Below are 17,040 nucleotides of genomic sequence, written 5' to 3' on the forward strand. Positions count from 1 at the left end.
AAGACGAAATAGAGTGTTTATTCGGACGAGTGAAATCTATTTTTACATCAGCGCAGATCGTTTTTGCATGACGATCTGCGCTGAAATTCGATTCGGGCACAGGTTATAAAATTAACGCGGAAGTCAGAAATTTAACGTTCTTTTCTTGTCAGATAAGTTATGTATTTAACGCATGACATTCGTGAAATCCTGTATTAGGATGGAGCGTGTTGAGTTTGAAAAAGTACAGATGATTCGATATCAGGGGAGGTTTGAAGATGCCCATTCATGTTTTGGAGGAAGCCAATCGCTGTCTGCAGTGTAAGAATCCACAGTGCCGAAAGGGCTGCCCGATCAACACCAACATTCCGGAGATGATTCGTCTCTTTAAGGAAAATGAGCTGGAGACCGCGGCCGCGATGCTGTTTGCGAACAATCCGCTTTCCGTCGTATGCTCACTCGTATGTAATCATGGAAAGCAGTGCGAGGGCCACTGTGTTCGCGGCATCAAGGGCTCCCCGGTTCATATTTCGTCCATCGAAAACTATATTTCCGATTCCTGCTTCGAGCGTATCAAGGTGAAGATGGCGGAGCCGAACGGCATGAAGGCAGCGGTCATCGGTGCCGGTCCGGCCGGCATCACCATCGCGATCCTGCTCGCCAGCAAGGGCTATAAGATCACCGTCTTCGAGAGCCGTGATAAGATCGGCGGTATCATGCGCTACGGTATCCCGGAGTTCCGCCTGCCGCACAGCATCCTTGACCGCTACTACACGAAGATGCGTGAGATGGGGATCCTCTTCCGTCCAAACTTTACCATCGGCGGAAACATCACCCTCGAGGATCTTTTCCACGATGGCTATCGCTCCATCTTTATCGGCACTGGTGCATGGCGTCCGCGCCGTATGCTGATTCCGGGTGAGACCTTCGGCAATGTGCATTATGCGATCAATTATCTTAATAATCCGGAGTCTGTCGACCTCGGCCAGTCTGTGGCGATCTTCGGTTCCGGAAACTCGGCGATGGATGTCGCACGTACCGCGATCCGTCAGGGCGTGAAGAACGTAACGGTATACGAGCGTCGTGATAAGGTGACCGCCTCCCCGGATGAGTTTGAGTTTGCGAAGCTTGATGGTGTGCAGTTCGAGTTCCACGAGACCGCTACCGCCATCAAGGATGATGGCGTGATGCTCTCCGAGACGGAGGTGCAGGAGGATGGCAAGGTCGTGACGAAGCCGGGAACGGAGCACTTCGTTCCGTGTGATTCCGTCGTGATCGCCGTTTCCCAGGTGCCGAAGCACCGTCTCGTCGAGCACAACTCCGGCCTCAAGCTGAACGAGCGTGGTACCCTCGCGACCGATGCCGAGGGTGAAACCACCATGCCGGGCGTCTTCGCCTCCGGCGACGTCGTGACCGGCGCAAAGACCGTCGTCGACGCCGTTCACGTATCGAAGATGATCGCGGAGGAGATGGACCAGTATATGCAGGCGCACAAGGACGATGTGAACGCCTGAATAATATAAGATAGTCATCTTGTATCCGTTGCCACAATGCTCAAAAAGTTGACGATGTATTGCGAAAGTAGTAATATCCGAAGTGAAAGGAGATGACATTATGGCTACAGTTCCTACACAAATTCGCATTGATACAGAAGTGAAAAAGCAGGCAAATGAACTATTCGGAACCCTTGGGATGGATATGTCCAGCGCAGTTAATATTTTTCTGAAGCAGTGTATTCTGAGAGGTGGAATTCCGTTTACTATTGAGGTGCCACAGTATTCTCAGGCTGTACTTGACGCTATGGCAGAAGCAAAACGTATTTCCCGTGATCCTGATACACCGGGATATACCAGCATGGAAGCATTGAAAAAAGCGCTGGAAGAATAAGTGTTAGAGATTAGATTGGCTACTGATCTATCTGATTGAAAATGATATTCTCACATTAACTTTAGTAGATACAGGAAGCCATTCAGATTTGCTGAATATGTAGAAGAGGGTGAGTGCTATGAAACGACTGATTGATTTACATGTCCATCTGGATGGTTCGCTTCCGTACGAAACCGTCCATAAACTGATGAAGAAGGAAGGACTGCCGGCGAAGACAGATACGGAGCTCTATCCGCTGCTTTCGGTGCCAGAGGACTGCCGGGATCTCAATGAATATCTGGAGAAGTTCGACTTTCCGCTTCAGCTCATGCAGAGCGCCGGAAACATTGAACAGATCGTGTATGATCTTCTGACCGTGCAGCGCGCGGAGGGCCTCGTGTATACGGAGATCCGTTTCGCACCGCAGCTCCACTGTCAGCAGGGGCTCACGCAGGCGGCGGTGGTCGAGGCGGCCGTGGCGGGGCTTCGTCGCTTCGAGAAGGAGCAGTACAGCTGTACCTGCACGGAGACGACGCCGGAGCTTCATGCCGGTCTCATCCTCTGTGCGATGCGTGGCGCTGGTAATGAGGAAGCAAATCTGGAGACCGTTCGAGTGGCTGCGAAGTACCTCGGAAAGGGCGTGGTGGCGCTCGATCTCGCAGGTGCGGAGGCCCTGTTCCCGACGCGGGATTTCGAGGATGTCTTCTCACTGGCTCGAGAGCTCGAGGTACCGTTTACGATCCATGCCGGGGAAGCCGCTGGACCAGACTCCATCCGCACCGCGCTTGCCTTCGGTGCCCGCCGGATCGGCCATGGTGTCCGCGCGCTCGAGGATGCCGCGCTCGTGAAGGAGCTCGCCGAAAAGCAGATTCCACTGGAGTGCTGCCCGACCTCGAATCTCAACACGAAGATGTTCCCGGACATGGCACATTATCCGATCCGTGCGCTGCTCGAAGCCGGCGTGAAAGCCACGGTCAACACCGACAACATGACCGTCTCCGATACCACGGAGTCGAAGGAGTTCGTGAAGCTCGAGCAGGCCATCGGCCTGACCGCAGCCGAGGAAAAGCAGCTTCTGCTCAATGCAGCCGACGCAATCTTCGGTGGCGAGGATGAAAAAGCACGGCTCCGGAAGCTGATCGCCGAGATGTGATCGTTTTAAACTGATTTCCTGAAATGGAAAAGTGGCACTGCAGGCAGTATCAATCTTGCCTGCAGTGCCACTTTTTATACTTTATGTTTACTTTTTTCTTCCGAAGTTCTCATGCTCCTGCTCGCGGAACTTCTTATTCTTATGAAGATAGGACTGGAAGGCCTGTCCGGTATGGGTCCATTCTCTCTGTTTCCTGTGCTGCCATCAGTGCGTAAGCTTCATGAAGAAGCCGGCTTTCTGAAGTGCCGGGCGCAGTGCCGCATACACGGCCACAGATACGACGAGGGATACGACCGCGTTGATCGTGGTGGCGACGAAGTTGATCTTCAGGGACAGATCCGCTGCCGGCTTTCCGAGGATGAGAATTTTATACCAGTAGCCGATGATCGGGTCTGCAAACATGTTGAAGATCAGACCGCAGGCAGCGGCGATGATGGTCCAGCGAAGGATGTGCTTCGGATCATCGGTCGTCGTGATGCCGCCGATTCTGTGTGCGACGAAGCCGGTGATGAGACCGATGAGCAGCTTGCAGAACAGTGTTTTCGGTACGAGCGGTACATAGACCGGATCCAGCAGATCACCGATGCTCATGCCGATCGCACCGGCGATACCCCCGAGCGGACCACCGATGATGAACGCACCGAGTACCACGACGGCATTTCCGAGGTGGATGGATGTCATATCCGCACCGACCGGAATCTTGATCTGCAGGAAGGTGAAGACTGCATAGGAAAGCGCTGCGAACAGAGCGGCAAGCGCGAGCTGATAGGTTTTCGAGTTTTTCATAGTGTTGCCTCCTCAGGTGTGTTCAGGCATCTGCCTGTTCTGCCCTGCATTATAGGTTACAGCTGGCGATATCGTAACTACCAGATAATATTTATTTTATATAACCAGATGGCTGGATGAGACCACATCTGCTATAGAATAGACAATGGATCGTCTGGGAGCCGCAGGAGACCTGGCTTAGATTTTTCCGGCGGCGGAGTTCTGTGCTTCTGTTACCGGTCCCCTGCGTCTTCTCTTCGACATTGATATAAAGCCGATTTATATCTGACTCCAAACAGCAAGTATTATACAATAGCAGATACGGGTGCTATGATTTCACCATCAGCTGAAGGAAATCACTTAAGAAACTGATGAACGTAAAGATGAAAACATCGGAATGAAAACACCGATGCAGACTGCAGAAGCCACCTGAATCATAGAGGAGAGTTTGGGCGCCTCGCAGATAGGAACGCGCAGCCGGAGCTGCAGAAGGAGAACATCATGCCGAAGAAGCCATATGTAGACAGAAATTACGGATTTGATACCAAGGCCATCCATGTAGGACAGGAAAACCCGGATCCAGCCACCGGTGCGAGAGCGGTTCCGATCTACCAGACCAGCGCATTCGTATTTAACGATGCGGATCATGCAGCCGCCCGTTTCGCGCTGAAGGATGCAGGTAACATCTATGCGCGACTGACGAACCCGACTGAGGATGTCTTCGAGCAGAGAGTCGCCGCCCTCGAGGGTGGTGTCGCCGCCCTCGGTGTTGCATCCGGTGCAGCTGCGGTTACCTACGCATTTAAGGCCGTTGCGCATGCCGGTGACCACATCGTTTCCGCGAAGAACATCTACGGCGGAACCTACAATTACCTCGCCCATACCTTTACCGACTACGGCGTAACGACCACGTTCGTCGATCCGTACAATTACGAGGAGGTAGAGGCAGCCATCCAGCTGAACACGAAGGCCCTCTATGCCGAGACCCTCGGTAACCCGAACGGTGAGGTCCTCGACCTCGACAAGTGGGTAGAGATCGCTCACAAGCATGACCTCCCGCTCATCATCGATAACACCTTCGCAACCCCGGTACAGATCCGTCCGATCGAGCACGGTGCCGACATCGTCGTTCATTCGGCGACGAAGTTCATCGGTGGTCACGGAACCACCATCGGCGGCGTCATCGTCGATGCCGGCAAGTTCAACTGGAACCAGCCGGAGAAGTGGCCATGGCTCGCCACGAAGAACGAGTCCTACCATGGTGTGACCTTCGCTACCGACTGCGCACCGGCCACCATCGCTACCTATCTTCGTGCCATCATTCTGCGTGACGAGGGCGCAACCCTTGCACCGCTCAATGCATGGCTGCTCCTGCAGGGCATCGAGACCCTGGCGCTCCGCGTAGAGCGTCATACCGAGAATGCACTGAAGGTCGTCGATTACCTGTCGAAGAATCCGCATGTGGCCTACGTTTCTCATCCGGCTGCCTCGAAGGATCCGGTACAGCAGGCCCTCTATCAGAAGTACTATCCGAACGGTGCCGGCTCCATCTTTACCTTCGACATCGACGGTGACGAGCAGAAGGCGAAGGACTTCATTGATAATCTCGAGCTCTTCTCACTGCTGGCCAATGTTGCCGACGTGAAGTCTCTCGTCGTACACCCTGCAACCACGACCCACGCAGAGTGCAACGACGCCGAGCTCGCCGATCAGGGCATCAAGCGGAACACCATCCGTCTCTCCATCGGCATCGAGAACGTCGAAGACATCATCGCTGACCTCGACCGCGCATTTAAGGCCGTCTTCGGAGACTGATAAAATTTCATAACACAGATCATCTCGTAAACCGGAAGCCCCAGGCTTCCGGTTTTTTCGTCCATTATTTGAAGGATATGCTGACATCTACAGTCTGCTGTGCTGCCAGAAAATTGTGCAACAGTCTGTTGCACAATTTTTATTTCAACCAATGTGCTGAAAAATGTACCTGTCCCTGTGCTATCATAGAGCTATCAGAAAAAAGGCAGGTAGCTTATGAGCTTACGTTTCATTTTCGGCGCGAGTGGCGCTGGTAAAACCGAATATCTTTTACAGTACTTCTTGAAGCACGCCCCGGAGAATTTCCGTAAGAACTGGTTCCTGATCGTGCCGGAGCAGGATACCCTGGCGATGCAGAAGAAGATCCTCGCGCATTCGGCGAATCCGGGCGGCGGCATCCTGAACATCGATGTGCTGAGCTTTAACCGTCTGGCCTATCGTGTCTTCGAGGAGCTCAGTCTTCAGGCGATGACCATCATCGACGATACCGGAAAGATCATGATCCTCCGCTCCGTAACGGAGAAAATCAGGGGGAAGCTGCGCCTGTACCGGCGTGAGCTCAACAAGCCGGGCTTCCTCGAGAGTCTGAAGTCTCAGATCTCTGAGTTCTATCAGTACCACATTACGCCGGAGATGCTGGACCTCGCTGCAGAGCGCGCCGAGTCGCAGTATACCCGGAGTAAGCTCCAGGATATCGCGCTGATCTATGAGCATTTTCAGCAGTACATGGAGGAGCACGGCTATCATACGCAGGAGGAAATCCTCGACCAGCTGTATGCGCACCTTCCAGAGTCTCAGCTGCTGCGGGATGCGGTCGTGGCATTCGATGGCTTCACCGGCTTCACACCGATCCAGCTTCGTATTCTTGAGGAGATCCTGCCGGTGACAGCGGAGACCCTCGTGAGCTGCGAGGTGAGTCTCGATGCACACGACTCGATCTATGAGCTGCGCGGTCCGGAGGATCTTTTTTATCTCTCACGGCAGACCGTGGCGAAGCTGACGAAGATGGCCTCCGATCTGAAGCTTCTGGTGGAGGCACCGATCGATGTGAACCGCTTCGATGCGCGCACCGGAGAGCCGCGACCGGCGGGTGCGGTACTGCCGCGCTTCGTGAAGGCACCGGCGCTCTCCACGATCGAGGCACGCCTCTACCGCTTCGACGCAGCGAGTGAGAAAGCAGCCCCGGACAGCTCCCTTGTGATCCGCGAGGCGGCGGATCTCCGTCAGGAGGTCGAGGCGATGGCCACCAGTATCGAGGAGGCCGTACGTCGGGATGGTCTCCGCTACCAGGACATCGGCATCATCCTGACGAATCCGGAGAGCTACCGGGACATCGTCTATAAGGTATTTTCCGAGGCGGACATTCCGTACTTCTTCGATGACCCGGCAAGTCTGCTTGATTCTCCATACGCGGAGCTCATGCGGGCGGCACTGGAGGCCGTCGACCGGAATTTCAGTTTCGATGCGGTCCTTCGTTTCCTGCGTGCCCTGCCGTCTGTAACACCGGAGAAGGAGCAGCATATCGACCGGCTCGATAATATCCTGCGGGCCACCGGTATCCGTGGTGCTTCGAAATATGACGCGGTATGGACGGAAGCAGATGGTAGTGTGGGCGAGCGGGAGGCCCTCCGTCAGGAGCTGATCCTGCCGTTGTTGCATCTTCGCACACGGTCCGGCGAGCGTGGTGCGAGCGTGGCGACCCGCGTGGAAGCACTGGAGGCGCTGATGCATGAAATTGCGGCCCCAGAGGCCATCGCAGCGCTGGTAGCTGCACTCCGAGCGGCCGGTGATCAGAACCGTGCGGAGGCGCTCGAGGAGAGTGTGACGGCGATCGATGCGGTGCTCCGGCAGCTTCGCTCGCTGCTGGGGGAGACCTCGGTATCCCGCGCAGAGTTCCGGGACGTGCTCGATGCTGGCCTTCGTCAGGCCTCGGTGCGCGTGATTCCGGCGACCCTCGACCAGGTCGTGATCGGTGATCTCACGCGCTCGCGCTTCTCGAATCCACGCCTCTTTTTCGTGGCCGGACTGACGGCGGATGAGGTGCCGAAGGCAGAGCCCGACACGAAGCTGCTGACCGACCGGGACCGCCATCTGTTCAGGGACTTAGACATTGAACTCGCCCCGGACCGGGTGGAGAGTGCGCTCGTGCAGCGCTTCTATATCTACCGTGCACTGCTGAATCCGTCGGAGCGCCTGGTGCTGAGCTATGCCCTGAAGGGGCGTGACGGCAAGGGCTGCCGTGCGTCCGGTCTGATCAAGGAGATTCGCGATATGTTCACGGAGCTTCCGGTGGAGAAGCTGCGTGATCGTGCGCCACGCGCCTACACGATGAAGGAGGCCGAGCGTCTGATCGCCGGCGCGATGCAGGAGCTCGAGACACTGGCCGCGCAGGACGCAGGGCCAATGCTGACGCCGGAAGCACAGAGGACGGCGCAGGACACGGCGGCGGGCACCAGGACAGGGGATGCGGCAGCTTCACAGAATCATCGTGCGAAGGCGCAGCAACAGGAGACGGCGAAGCTGACACGTCTGCTGGAGTATCTCGCCATCCTCGACCGGGATCCGGCACAGCATGCGAAGGCGCAGCAGCTGATGGCAGCGGCGTTCACGCATTACGAGGAGGATATGCTGTCCCGGAAGGTCGCTGAGGAGCTCTATGGCGGACGGATCCTCGGTTCCATCACGCGCCTCGAGCGCTACAGCCAGTGCGCGTACCAGCATTTCCTCCGCTATGGTCTTAAGCTGCAGGAGAGGGAGAGCTTCGATCTTCAGATGTATGATATCGGAAATCTCTACCACGGAGCGATCGAGCAGAGCTTCCGGCGTACGCTGGAGGCGGAGAAAAAGCTGGAGACGCTCAGCGAGGAGGAGATCGGTACACTCGCGGAGGAGAGCGTTACACAGGTGTCCGCGAGCTACAATCATGGACTTATGATGGATACGGCGCGCAACCAGTACCTCGTACGGAAGGCGACGGCCATCACGCGGACGACGCTGTGGGCGCTGGCAGAGCAGCTGCGCCGTGGCGAGTTTCATGTGGACGGACTCGAGAAGAACTTCGACTACATCCGCGACGGCATGCGTCTCACCGGGCGGATTGATCGTGTCGATGTCGCCCAGGACGAGGGCCATGTCTACGTAAAGGTCATCGACTACAAGTCCGGAAAGACGAGCTTCGATTTAAGCCGCGTCTACAACGGAACGCAGCTGCAGCTCACGACCTATATGAATGTTGCGATGAACGCGTATCAGCTGCGCTATCCGGAGAAGGAGATCGTGCCGGCGGCGATGTTCTACTATCGCATCGACGATCCGGTGCTCGATTATGATGCGGCAGCCAGTGCGGAGGACCGTGAACGTGCACGTCTCCGGAAGCTGATGGTTGACGGCCTCGTGAACACAGAGCTGTCGGTCGTACAGAAGCTGGATACGGGCATCGAGAAGGCGTCGGATATCCTGCCGGTGACGATCCGGGCGGGTGCCGTCGATGCGACGAAGAAAAATGTCGCCTCGACGAAGCGCTTCCGGGACCTCGGACGCTTCGTCGACCGGAAGATGCAGGGCTTCGCACAGGAGATCCGCGATGGCCGCATCCGCGTCGACCCGATCCGGATCAGTACGGATACGACGGCCTGCAGCTGGTGTCCGTATCATAGTATCTGTCGCTTCGACCCGCGGATCGACGGCTACGCCTACCGGAGCGGAGAGAAGCTTTCGGCAGAGGAAATCTGGAACGAGATTTCACCAGAGGAGAAGAGTGATGCAGTGGACGACTGAACAGGAAAGTGTAATCAATCATACAGCGGGTGATCTGCTGGTCGCCGCAGCGGCGGGCTCCGGCAAGACGGCGGTGCTCGTGCAGCATGTGATTTCCCGGATCATGGACCCGGTGGATCCGGTGAAGCTGTCCGAGATGGTGATCATGACCTTCACAGAGGCGGCGGCACAGGAGATGCGGGACCGGATCAAGACGGCGCTTGAGGAGAAGCTCCGGGAGCATCCGGACAGCGCAGAGCTGATCCGCGAGGCCGGCAGTATACAGAATGCGAGCATCTCCACCATCGATGCCTTCTGTAAGCATTTCATCACGGAAAACTATGCGGCGATCGACCTCGACCCGGGCTTCCGCATGGGCGACCAGGGAGAGCTCCGGCTGCTGCAGGGCGATATCCTCGAGGATCTGCTGGAGGAGGAGTATGCGGCCGGCGAAGCGGATTTCCTTCACTTCGTCGACACCTTCGCGCAGGGAAAGACCGACGCGGGCATCGCAGAGCTGATCCAGAAGCTGTACGAGAGCGCGGTCTCCCACCCATGGCCGGAGGAGTACCTCGAGGACTGTCTCGCGGCGGAATCCGCGGATGGAAAGAAGTTTCTGCTGGAGCAGCTCGCAGCGCGTCTTCGCGATGATGCGGAGCGGATGGGCTATGCGCTGTCCATCTGTGCTGAGCCGGATGGACCGGAAAGCTATCTTACGAATGTGGCGCAGGAAAAGCAGGCCCTCCAGTATGCGGCCGCAGCGGAGGATCTTTCAGAGCTGGTTCTCCGAACGCAGGCGATCCGTTATGACCGCCTGAAGCCGACGAAATCCGCACTGAAGACACGCGTGACGGCGATCCGTGATGAGGTGAAGAAGGATACGAAGGACATCGCCGGGCTGCCGGTCGCCCTGGATCCGGAGGCGGAGGAGAAGATGGAGGCGGGCATCGAGTGCAGCCTGCGTGGCCTCGTACGTCTCACGAAGAAGTTCAGTGCGCGCTACCAGGAGGAGAAGGAAAAGCGGCATGTACTGGATTTCAGTGATCTCGAGCATAAGGCGCTGGAGATCCTCTATACCACGGATGCAGAGGGCGTCCGCCACCCGTCGGCGATCGCGGATGATGTCGCACAGCAGTATCGTGAGATCCTGGTGGACGAGTACCAGGACTCGAACTTCGTGCAGGAGGAGCTGATCCGTGCCCTTTCGGCGGCACGCTTCGGTCGTCCGGATGTCTTCCAGGTCGGTGACGTGAAGCAGTCCATCTACAGCTTCCGTCAGGCGCGCCCGGATCTTTTCCTCATGAAATACCAGGATCCGGACTATCCGAAGATCGAGCTGAGCCGGAACTTCCGAAGCCGCAACGAGGTAGTGCGGGCGGTCAACCGCGTGTTCCACCGCGTGATGCGCCCGATGCTGGGCGGCATCGACTACAACGAGAAGGTGGCGCTTCACTATGGTTATCCGAAGGCACCGGAAAGTGAGGACATCGATCCGCGCTATCAGACAGAGCTTCTGCTGCTCGAGGTCTCGAAGGAGACGTCAGAGGAGCTGTTCGGTGCACAGATGTCGAAGGAAGAGGCGGAGTCCCATATGATTGCGGAGCGCATCCAGCGCCTCCATGCGGATGGTGTGAAGTACCGTGATATGGTGATCCTGCTTCGCTCCCCGGGCTCCTGGGCGGATACCCTCGTGGAGATCCTCGGTGCGGATGGCGTCCCGGCCTACTGCACCAGCAACGAGGGCTATTTCGATACCGTCGAGGTGGAGACTGTGCTGGCGCTGCTCGATGTCATCGATAACCCGCAGCAGGACATCCCGCTGGCGGCCGTCCTCCACTCGCCGATCTACCGGTTTACGGACGAGGAGCTGGCAGCGCTCGTCGCACACTTCGGATCCCTGCAGGCCGCGCTGCCGCAGGTATCTGAGGCCAATGCTGCCGACGGTACAGCCGATGGCAGTGCGGATGTGAGCGACTGCGGAAGAGCGGAGGCCGACGCGGTCGACGGCTCATCCGCGGAAAACGAGGCGAAGCCTCCGCTTGCACCGGCACTGCAGGCGAAGCTCGACCACTTCTGTGCAGACCTCGCGCGCTACCGCGCCATGGCCCACTACCTGTCGATTCATGAGCTTCTGTACCGGATCTTCGACGAGACCGGCTACGATCACTATGTCTCGGCGATGCCGGCGGGTCGGCGTCGAAAGGCGAACCTCGACGCGATGATCGATATGGCGCTTTCCTTCGAGAAGACCTCGTACAAGGGCCTCTTCGACTACATCCGCTATATCGAAAAGCTGAAGAAGTACGACAGTGACCAGGGCGAGGCGACGGTGTTCTCCGATCAGGATGACCTCGTACGCATTATGTCGATCCATAAGTCGAAGGGCCTGCAGTTCCCGGTGGTCTTCCTCTCCGGTATGAGCCGGAAGTTCAACACACGCTCGCTGAACGAAGCGGTGCTGGTGGATGCGGAGCTGGGCATCGGCTGTGATTATGTGGACCTCGAAAATAAAGTGAAGATTCCGTCCCTGAAGCGGGCGGCGATTCGGAAAAAGCTGGAGACCGACCAGCTCGGCGAGGAGCTTCGCGTGCTCTATGTTGCGATGACACGCGCCGAGGAGAAGCTGATCCTGACCGCTACGACGGGCGACATCGAAAAGCTTCTCCAGAAGTATCCGGATGCGGATGCACCGCTCTCCGGGGCGGCGCTCGAGAGCGCCCGCTGCTATCTCGACTGGATCATGATGGCCGAGGGTGCTGAAAAGCTGCAGCGGGTCGGTGCAACGCGGGATGTCATCGAGCTCTTCGATTATACCCTGCACGATATCCATCTCGCCGCGGAGCAGACGGCACTGAACCGTCTTCGCCAGGCAGAGAAGCTGCAGCAGGCCGTCGCCGCAGTGGACCCGGGCGCGGCATCCTATGTGGAGGCCATGGCGGATCTTTCCTATCACTATCCGCATGCGGCGGCGACCCGGCTCTATCCGAAGCACTCCGTCTCCGAAATCAAGGAAACGGCGATGGAGGCCTTCGAGGAAGCCCACGCACGTGCCGGCCGGGAGCATTGGCAGCTCAAGGTGGATCACAGCGAGACCGATCCGTCCGGCAGGACCCAGGAAAAGCCGGTGCACTACCAGGAAAAGGCGGGCGCAGATGTCGGCGATGCCTATCATCATGCGCTGGAGAAGTACGATTATCTTGATACGGCGGATTTCATGGCGCAGCTCGAGAAGAAGCTGCCGGAAGCGGAATATAAGCTCGTAAATCCGAAACGTTTTCAGGCCTTTCTGCAGTCACCGCTCGCGGCACGCTTCCGAAAGGCGCAGGCGGCGGATACACTCTACCGTGAGCAGCATTTCATGAAGCAGGTGCCGAATGATTATCTCTTCCCGGGCAGTGACACGTCGGAGCCGGTCATCCTGCAGGGCATCATCGACGCCTTCTTCATCGAAGACGGTGAGATCGTTCTCGTGGACTACAAGTCCGACCATGTCCGGGAGGCGGAGACGCTGATCGGACGCTACCAGAAGCAGCTCGAGCTCTACGCGGAGGCCCTCGAGAAGATCACCGGGCTCCGGGTGAAGGAAAAGCTTATCTACTCCATCATCCTCGAGCGGACGATTCCGGTATGATATTTCATAAGTATATAAAAAGACCAGGCGGGCAGTCGCTCGTCTGGTCTTTTACTATGCATCTATGTGCGCTGTGCGTGGTCTCAGGCCTCCGGTTCCGCGTTTTCCGTCTCCGCGAGGATGATCTCCTTCGCGTAGGGGAGGGTCTCGATCCAGTGGCAGAAGGTATGCCACTCGTCGAGCTTATGATTCTTCCGTGCGAAGTAGATGTTGATCAGCGTCTCATAGTTCAGGGAGATGGTGCGCATCTGGTTGTAGGACTCCGGGAGCATCTCGATGAGATCATACCAGTCGGCCTTATCCTTCCCGTTCTCCATATAGCGGAGGCGGATCTTCTCGATCTCCGCGATGTAATTCTTCATGATCTCGAGTGCATCGTCGGTCAGATGATCATGCGAGAAATCCTCGAGCTCGATCGGCTTACTGTGGATTTTATGCATGGTTGAGGTAGAGTTTGCGACGGTCGCCACCTTATAGGTATCGTACTCCTTCCACCAGTAGAGCGGTGCTGTGACATCACAGCAGACGAAGATCTGGCGGACATACTTCCGGTGATCGGAGCCGGCGAGACGGAGACGCTTTGCGAGGGAGAGATCATTCGGTCCCAGCACATAGTTTCCATCCTCATCGTAGTAGCTGTCGGAGCGTGCCCAGGAGTTCAGCGGATTCCGGGCACCGCGCATCGCGTTTTCCAGATTCATCACGGATGTTCTTTCGACTTTTAACATGTATACCTCTTTCTTATGTGTATCGATTTTTCGATCAGGTTTGGGTCAATGCCTCTATATTAACAGATATCGCAGGGAAACGGAATACAGATCAGGCATGGGCCGGAGATCAGGTAGCGGAACGGTTACGCAGAAGGGACCTCTCCGTAGGGCTTCTGCTGCCTGCGCTCCGGGCTTCCTGACGAATCCGCAGTGGCTTCAACTTTCGTCTACTTTGTCAAAAAAAATGCGAATAATTTGTTGAAATTATACTAAATCACTTAATCACCATTGCTATTGACTGAGCAAAATGCTATAATGTCTTTGAATGTTAAAGAAATAACAAACCTCGGCGGGCGGACACATCGTTCGTGATGCGACAGAGGCTTGTCAAAAAGAAAGAAGGAATATACTATGGCTAGATTCTGTTTACCAAGAGACATTTATCACGGTAAGGGCGCATTAGCAGAGCTCAAGAACTTCAAGGGTAAGAAGGCGATGATCTGCGTCGGTGGTGGATCCATGAAGCGTTTCGGTTTCCTCCAGAGAGCAGAGGAGTACCTGAAGGAGGCTGGATTTGAGGTTCAGCTTTACGAGGGTATCGAGCCGGATCCATCCGTTGAGACCGTTATGAAGGGCGCTGCAGCCATGATCGAGTTCCAGCCTGACTGGATCATCGCGATGGGCGGCGGATCACCGATCGATGCTGCGAAGGCAATGTGGATCAAGTATGAGTATCCAGATTGCACCTTCGAGGATATGTGTAAGGTATTCGGTATTCCGGAGCTTCGCCATAAGGCACACTTCTGTGCGATTTCCTCTACTTCCGGTACTGCAACCGAGGTAACTGCCTTCTCGATCATCACGGATTATCAGAAGGGCACCAAGTACCCGATCGCTGACTTCGAGATCACACCGGATGTTGCGATCGTTGATCCTGAGCTTGCAGAGACCATGCCGAAGAAGCTCGTTGCGCACACTGGTATGGATGCGATGACACATGCTATCGAGGCGTATGTTTCTACCGCAAACTGCAACTACACCGATCCGCTGGCAATCCATGCCATCGAGCTCATCCAGAACAACCTTGTAAAGTCCTACAACGAGGATATGGTTGCGCGTGATACCATGCATGATGCACAGTGCCTCGCTGGTATGGCATTCTCGAACGCACTGCTTGGTATCGTTCACTCTATGGCACACAAGACCGGTGCTGTATTCGCTGATTACGGCGCACACATCATCCACGGTGCCGCAAATGCTATGTACCTTCCGAAGGTTATCGCTTTCAACGCAAAGGACGAGACCGCAAAGAAGAGATATGGTGTCATCGCTGATTACATGCACCTCGAGGGCGCAAACGATGATGAGAAGGTTGCAAACCTCATCAAGTATCTCCGCAAGATGAACGATGAGCTGAACATCCCGCACTGCATCAAGAACTATGGCGCAGATTCCTATCCGACAGAGCAGGGATTCGTACCTGAGGATGTATTCCTTGAGAGACTCCCTGGCATCGCAGAGAGAGCGATCGGTGATGCATGTACCGGTTCCAACCCTCGTCAGCCGTCTCAGGAAGAGATGGAGAAGCTGCTGAAGGCTTGCTACTATGACACAGAGGTAGATTTCTAATCAGACCTGATCTGATCCATACGAAAGCTTAGTCAATGACTTTTTCTCTTAAAAGGAGCGCCGCCCATCCGGGCGGCGCTCCTTTTTGGGTAAAACAATGGGCGCAGGGCCCTGGAGGCCCTGCGCCCATGAAGATTCAGATTATTCAAGATATGGGAGAAACGCGCTGGCGAGTCCGAGGAAGATGAAGAATCCGAGGACATCCGTCGCAGTTGTCACGAAGATACTCGACGCGAGGGCCGGGTCAGCATGCAGCTTCTCGAGCGTGAGCGGTACGAGGAAGCCGAAGATGCCGGAAACCACGAGGTTGCCGATCATCGCGAGGAAGATGATGAGTCCGAGATAGACATTGCCATAGAGAAGGGCGACCACGATGCCGGTAACGAGACCGGTAGCCGCACCATCGACGACGCCGAGCAGGATCTCCTTCACGAAGGGCTTCCAGTTCTCCTTAAACGTGATCTCGCCGTTTGCGAGCTCACGGACCATGACGGACATGGTCTGGGTGCCGGCATTGCCGCCCATACCGGAGACGATGGTCATCGTCGCGGAGAGGGCGACCACCTTCGCGATGGTCGATTCAAACATCTTGACGGTGAAGGACGCGAGGAATGCCGTCAGCAGGTTGATCAGCAGCCACGGCAGACGCATGCGTACCGATTCCCAGAGGGTCGTATCGAGACCCTCCTCTGCGGAGGTACCTCCTAAGTGCGCGATATCCTCATCGTGCTCCTCATTGATGACATCGATGATATCATCGACGGTGATGATGCCGAGGATGGAACCCTTACTGGACACGACGGGGATGGCCTGCAGATCATACTTCGATACGACCTGGGCGACCTCCTCCTGATCGACCTCCGGCTCGACGGACACGACCTGATCGTCCATGATCTCGGACAGCTTTGTGTTACGCGGAGAGCTCAGGAGATCTCTGAGGTCGACGGTGCCGACCAGCTTCTTCAGGCGCTCCTCGTCGGTGACATAGATCGTTTCGATGACCTCGGTCTTCGGACCGATGTCACGAATCGTGTCGAGTGCCTGGGCACAGGTACGGTCCTCACGCAGGGCGATGTACTCGGTGGTCATGATACCACCGGCACTGTCATCCGGATACTGCAGGAGGGTATGAATGATCCGACGGTCGCCGGACTTCATGCGGTTCAGCAGTCGCTTCTGATGAGCGATTTCCATCTCGCCCAGGATATCTACGATATCATCCTTCGACATGTCCTCGAACATGGCGAGCAGGGTATCATCATCGAGGTGCTCACTGATACGCTGACGCGTGTCATCATCTGCCTCCTCCATGATCTCGGTCAGCTGTTCGGTATTCAGGAACTTCGGGAGCTTCTGCAGGTCCTCATCATCGAGGTCATCGACCTCTTCGACGAAGTCGGCCGGCTGCATCTCCTCGTAGTACTCACTGATCTCTTCCTTATTCCCCTCGTCGATGAGCTCTTCGAGTTCGTCCTCACGTTCCGGTTCGTCTGCTCTGTCCTCATCGAAGTCATCGGTATCAGTATGGATCTGGCTTCGCTCATCATCGTCTGATTTTTTATCATCATCCGGGATGGACTCGAAAAGGTCGGTCAGGTTCGGGCGCGACTCCTCCGGAATCTCCGGTTCGTCGTCTTCCCATGAACGGGGATCGACATTCGAAACAGACTTTCCTGCAGCGCTTGTTTCCTGATTCAGCTTATGTTCTTCATCCTGCTGCTTCAGTTCATCCATGG

At 56.2% G+C, this 17,040-nt stretch carries 10 protein-coding genes and 1 pseudogene; 8 read left to right on the forward strand and 3 right to left on the reverse strand.

Going from position 1 to position 17,040, the window contains the following annotated elements; genetic code table 11:
* Nucleotides 1-257: 257 nt before the first annotated feature.
* The 4 genes and pseudogenes from ACK8P7_RS01135 to add all read left to right on the forward strand — a co-directional run bounded on the left by ACK8P7_RS01135 (nt 258) and on the right by add (nt 2,998).
* Nucleotides 258-1,493: an NAD(P)-dependent oxidoreductase gene (locus ACK8P7_RS01135; protein ID WP_410042381.1), complete on the forward strand. Its 1,236-nt coding sequence runs from the start codon at nt 258-260 to the stop codon at nt 1,491-1,493.
* A 100-nt stretch (nt 1,494-1,593) separates the two neighbouring features.
* Nucleotides 1,594-1,866, forward strand: coding sequence for a type II toxin-antitoxin system RelB/DinJ family antitoxin (locus ACK8P7_RS01140; protein ID WP_410042382.1), 273 nt, complete (start codon nt 1,594-1,596; stop codon nt 1,864-1,866).
* A gap of 13 nt (nt 1,867-1,879) precedes the next feature.
* Nucleotides 1,880-1,969 (forward strand): annotated as a pseudogene (locus ACK8P7_RS01145) (type II toxin-antitoxin system mRNA interferase toxin, RelE/StbE family); the annotation flags it as partial.
* A 15-nt stretch (nt 1,970-1,984) separates the two neighbouring features.
* Entirely contained in the window at nt 1,985-2,998 is a 1,014-nt protein-coding gene (gene add / locus ACK8P7_RS01150) for an adenosine deaminase (RefSeq protein WP_410042383.1), read from the forward strand.
* Nucleotides 2,999-3,202: 204 nt separating this feature from the next.
* Here the strand turns inward: add and ACK8P7_RS01155 are convergent, their stop codons facing one another.
* Entirely contained in the window at nt 3,203-3,784 is a 582-nt protein-coding gene (locus ACK8P7_RS01155; protein WP_410042384.1) for an ECF transporter S component, read from the reverse strand.
* A 480-nt stretch (nt 3,785-4,264) separates the two neighbouring features.
* Between ACK8P7_RS01155 and ACK8P7_RS01160 the strand changes: the two genes are divergently transcribed.
* From ACK8P7_RS01160 to addA, 3 genes are all read left to right on the forward strand, one after another.
* A complete protein-coding gene (locus ACK8P7_RS01160) occupies nt 4,265-5,578 on the forward strand; it encodes an O-acetylhomoserine aminocarboxypropyltransferase/cysteine synthase family protein (protein ID WP_410042385.1) in 1,314 nt (437 codons plus the stop codon).
* 216 nt (nt 5,579-5,794) lie between these two features.
* Nucleotides 5,795-9,355: a PD-(D/E)XK nuclease family protein gene (locus ACK8P7_RS01165; protein WP_410042386.1), complete on the forward strand. Its 3,561-nt coding sequence runs from the start codon at nt 5,795-5,797 to the stop codon at nt 9,353-9,355.
* Nucleotides 9,339-12,965, forward strand: a complete 3,627-nt coding sequence (gene addA, locus ACK8P7_RS01170; protein WP_410042387.1) for a helicase-exonuclease AddAB subunit AddA — start codon at nt 9,339-9,341, stop codon at nt 12,963-12,965. Before ACK8P7_RS01165 ends, addA begins: the two co-directional genes overlap by 17 nt.
* Before the next feature lie 83 nt (nt 12,966-13,048).
* Here addA and ACK8P7_RS01175 read toward each other — a convergent pair whose 3' ends face one another.
* Nucleotides 13,049-13,693 carry a hypothetical protein gene (locus tag ACK8P7_RS01175; RefSeq protein ID WP_410042388.1) on the reverse strand — a complete coding sequence of 215 codons (645 nt, stop codon included), beginning with the start codon at nt 13,691-13,693 and terminating at the stop codon, nt 13,049-13,051.
* 393 nt (nt 13,694-14,086) lie between these two features.
* Between ACK8P7_RS01175 and ACK8P7_RS01180 the strand changes: the two genes are divergently transcribed.
* Nucleotides 14,087-15,304 carry an iron-containing alcohol dehydrogenase gene (locus ACK8P7_RS01180; RefSeq protein ID WP_410042389.1) on the forward strand — a complete coding sequence of 406 codons (1,218 nt, stop codon included), beginning with the start codon at nt 14,087-14,089 and terminating at the stop codon, nt 15,302-15,304.
* Nucleotides 15,305-15,445: 141 nt separating this feature from the next.
* Here ACK8P7_RS01180 and mgtE read toward each other — a convergent pair whose 3' ends face one another.
* A complete protein-coding gene (mgtE, locus tag ACK8P7_RS01185) occupies nt 15,446-17,038 on the reverse strand; it encodes a magnesium transporter (protein ID WP_410042390.1) in 1,593 nt (530 codons plus the stop codon).
* Nucleotides 17,039-17,040: the final 2 nt, after the last annotated feature.

Source organism: Oribacterium sp. P9 (assembly GCF_046365365.1).
Classification (GTDB): Bacteria; Bacillota; Clostridia; order Lachnospirales; family Lachnospiraceae; genus Oribacterium.

Excerpts from the sequence above, each read along its gene's own strand:
- ACK8P7_RS01135 (WP_410042381.1), top strand. The coding sequence starts at position 258 with ATGCCCATTCATGTTTTGGAGGAAGCCAATCGCTGTCTGCAGTGTAAG.
- ACK8P7_RS01140 (WP_410042382.1), top strand. The coding sequence starts at position 1,594 with ATGGCTACAGTTCCTACACAAATTCGCATTGATACAGAAGTGAAAAAG.
- add (WP_410042383.1), top strand. The coding sequence starts at position 1,985 with ATGAAACGACTGATTGATTTACATGTCCATCTGGATGGTTCGCTTCCG.
- ACK8P7_RS01155 (WP_410042384.1), bottom strand. The coding sequence starts at position 3,784 with ATGAAAAACTCGAAAACCTATCAGCTCGCGCTTGCCGCTCTGTTCGCA.
- ACK8P7_RS01160 (WP_410042385.1), top strand. The coding sequence starts at position 4,265 with ATGCCGAAGAAGCCATATGTAGACAGAAATTACGGATTTGATACCAAG.
- ACK8P7_RS01165 (WP_410042386.1), top strand. The coding sequence starts at position 5,795 with ATGAGCTTACGTTTCATTTTCGGCGCGAGTGGCGCTGGTAAAACCGAA.
- addA (WP_410042387.1), top strand. The coding sequence starts at position 9,339 with ATGCAGTGGACGACTGAACAGGAAAGTGTAATCAATCATACAGCGGGT.
- ACK8P7_RS01175 (WP_410042388.1), bottom strand. The coding sequence starts at position 13,693 with ATGTTAAAAGTCGAAAGAACATCCGTGATGAATCTGGAAAACGCGATG.
- ACK8P7_RS01180 (WP_410042389.1), top strand. The coding sequence starts at position 14,087 with ATGGCTAGATTCTGTTTACCAAGAGACATTTATCACGGTAAGGGCGCA.
- mgtE (WP_410042390.1), bottom strand. The coding sequence starts at position 17,038 with ATGGATGAACTGAAGCAGCAGGATGAAGAACATAAGCTGAATCAGGAA.